This is a genomic window from Pseudomonadota bacterium (assembly GCA_010028905.1).
Classification (GTDB): Bacteria; Vulcanimicrobiota; Xenobia; order RGZZ01; family RGZZ01; genus RGZZ01.
In genome coordinates this window covers 1-2,047 of sequence record RGZZ01000682.1, presented here as the reverse complement: position 1 = coordinate 2,047, position 2,047 = coordinate 1, and the positions used below count along the sequence as shown (strand labels likewise).

General features: G+C 63.6%; 3 protein-coding genes. All 3 read right to left on the bottom strand.

The features are described 5' to 3' along the window. Positions 1–79: 79 nt before the first annotated feature. Positions 80–316 (bottom strand): hypothetical protein, encoded by a 237-nt coding sequence (locus EB084_24305; GenBank protein NDD31386.1) that lies wholly within the window; start codon positions 314–316, stop codon positions 80–82. Between the two features lie 566 nt (positions 317–882). After that, positions 883–1,254, bottom strand: coding sequence for a hypothetical protein (locus tag EB084_24300; GenBank protein ID NDD31385.1), 372 nt, complete (start codon positions 1,252–1,254; stop codon positions 883–885). Beyond that, a complete protein-coding gene (locus tag EB084_24295; protein ID NDD31384.1) occupies positions 1,251–1,709 on the bottom strand; it encodes a hypothetical protein in 459 nt (152 codons plus the stop codon). The genes EB084_24300 and EB084_24295 overlap by 4 nt, the downstream gene beginning before the upstream one ends. Positions 1,710–2,047: the final 338 nt, after the last annotated feature.

The following is a 2,047-nucleotide window of genomic DNA, read 5'->3' as shown; positions in this document are numbered from 1 at the left end:
ACCTTGAGCACATATGCGCTCATCCCCACGACCTTGAGCACATATGCGCTCATCCCCACGACCTTGAGCACATATGCGCTCATCCCCCCCCACGACCGAGGTGGCGCGCCAGCGCGTCGCTGGCGACGTAACAGGCCGCAGGCACTGCCACGCTGATCGCGAGCCCGTTGATCTTGATGCTACCCGTGGCAACCAGGCTCAGGCCGAGCGCGAACTTGAGGGCAATGCGCGCCACGGTGGCGAGCGATTGCGAACCCGTCTTCTGACCGACGGCCTGGCCTATCTTGTCAGAGAGCGCCATCGCCTTCTCAGCCACCCAGCTGCCGGCCTTTCACCCTGCGCAGCCCAGTCCGCCTGCCACAACGATGACCCCGGCCAACACAGCGCATCCCGCGGTACCGGTACCCACGACGGGGGTGAATACGGCTGCGTGCAGAACGCCTGAAACCGCCGCCCCTCCACCAGAGATCGCGGCACAGGCCCCACCCACACGGCAGGCGCCTCGGGCCACTGCGCTCGCTGCGGCGTCAAAGCTGGCCGCAAAACCCGTGGGCTGACAAGAATCGCTCGCAGCCCCCGTCGCGGGCTTGCCGATGGCTTGCGCCGCGGGTGCAGCCTGCGCGTACTGCATCAATCACGTGGGCTTGAAGAGGCTGAGCGTATTCATCGAAGTCCTGTCCTCTCATCCATTCCTCTGCGTGAGCTCACGCATACGCGTCAAAGGGTGAGCCGTGTCTGAAGCCACAGTGAATTCTTCGTCCAGCCCCCTGAACATCGCAGGCTGGCTCGTCGAACCTCACCTCGGGTCGGGGCACGCCGACAGAGGCCCTCGCACGTGGAACGCGCAACGCCCTGCGCTGCACGCAGGACAGCGGACGGCAGCTACGCATCTCTCAGCGAACAGCGACGCGTCGACAGCCCTCGCGTCAAAGGCCGAAAGACCCACCACAAGATGGCGAATACAATGAGCTTCTCGACCAGGTCTACCAGCAGCGACTCGCGGCGAAATGTCATGAACGTGGGAAACCCGCACACAACCTGAGCCGTGGTGCTGATCAAGACGGCCGCGTTCAAGCTCAGCCCGATCGCTGTCAGCAGGTACGTCAGCCCAAAGCAGACCAGCACAAGCGTGCTGCAGAGGCACGTCCATCGCTGCAGCGACTCGGGCAGAAGCGCGATGAACGCAAGAAGCACGGCGAGGCGCGTGGCTTGAGTGAGGGCGAATCGTACGCGCGGTCTATTGAAGAAGCTCATTGCCCAGTCGCCCAGCTGTACGCGCCCGTCACCGCGTTATAGACGCCGTTCACACCAGCGTTGATCGCTCTTCCCGTACCGCGAACCACAGTCTCGGCGGTGTTGAGGGCGTGGGCCGTGACGACCCCGGCGGCATAGCCACCCCCCATCCCCATCGCAGAACCCGCTGCAAGCCCGGCGGGCACGGTCAAGAGCGCGGCCTCAGGCTGTCCCGTGCCAAACGCAGCAGCAGCATCAACAGCGGAGCCACCTACGCCACCGACCACCCTCCCCACCTCACGCATCGACTTGCCCATCTCGTCCGGGTCTACGTACGCGAGGGCCTCAGGACTCAGCGTTACACTGTCCTGTCGCTGAGGCGCTTCACTGCCCTGCGTCTCTGGCGCTGCTGCGGTCGCTCGCGAAGACACGCTCGAGAGCAAGGCGCCCTGGTTTGGTCGCGCAACTGTGATCATCGGTCCACTTCCCTTTCCTTCGCTGATGTGCCCATCATAGAGACCGATGATGAACAGAGCACGCGTGCTGTGTTTCCACGGTGTTGTCACGGTGTGAACATTAAGCACACGGTTGTGAACATCTTCGCTGACCGCTCGACACACACGTTCGACGGTGAACCGCGTCCCCCCAAAAAATCTTCTGCACATCTTTTTCGCCACAACCACGCGCCGGGATCGGCTTATCCACAGGGTTCCACAGCAATTCACACGTTGACGCGCCCCGGCCCCCGTGGTACGCTCTGGGAGTCGAAGGCGGCAACGCCGACGACCGCCAGGGAAAAGGCGTGAACACCCTC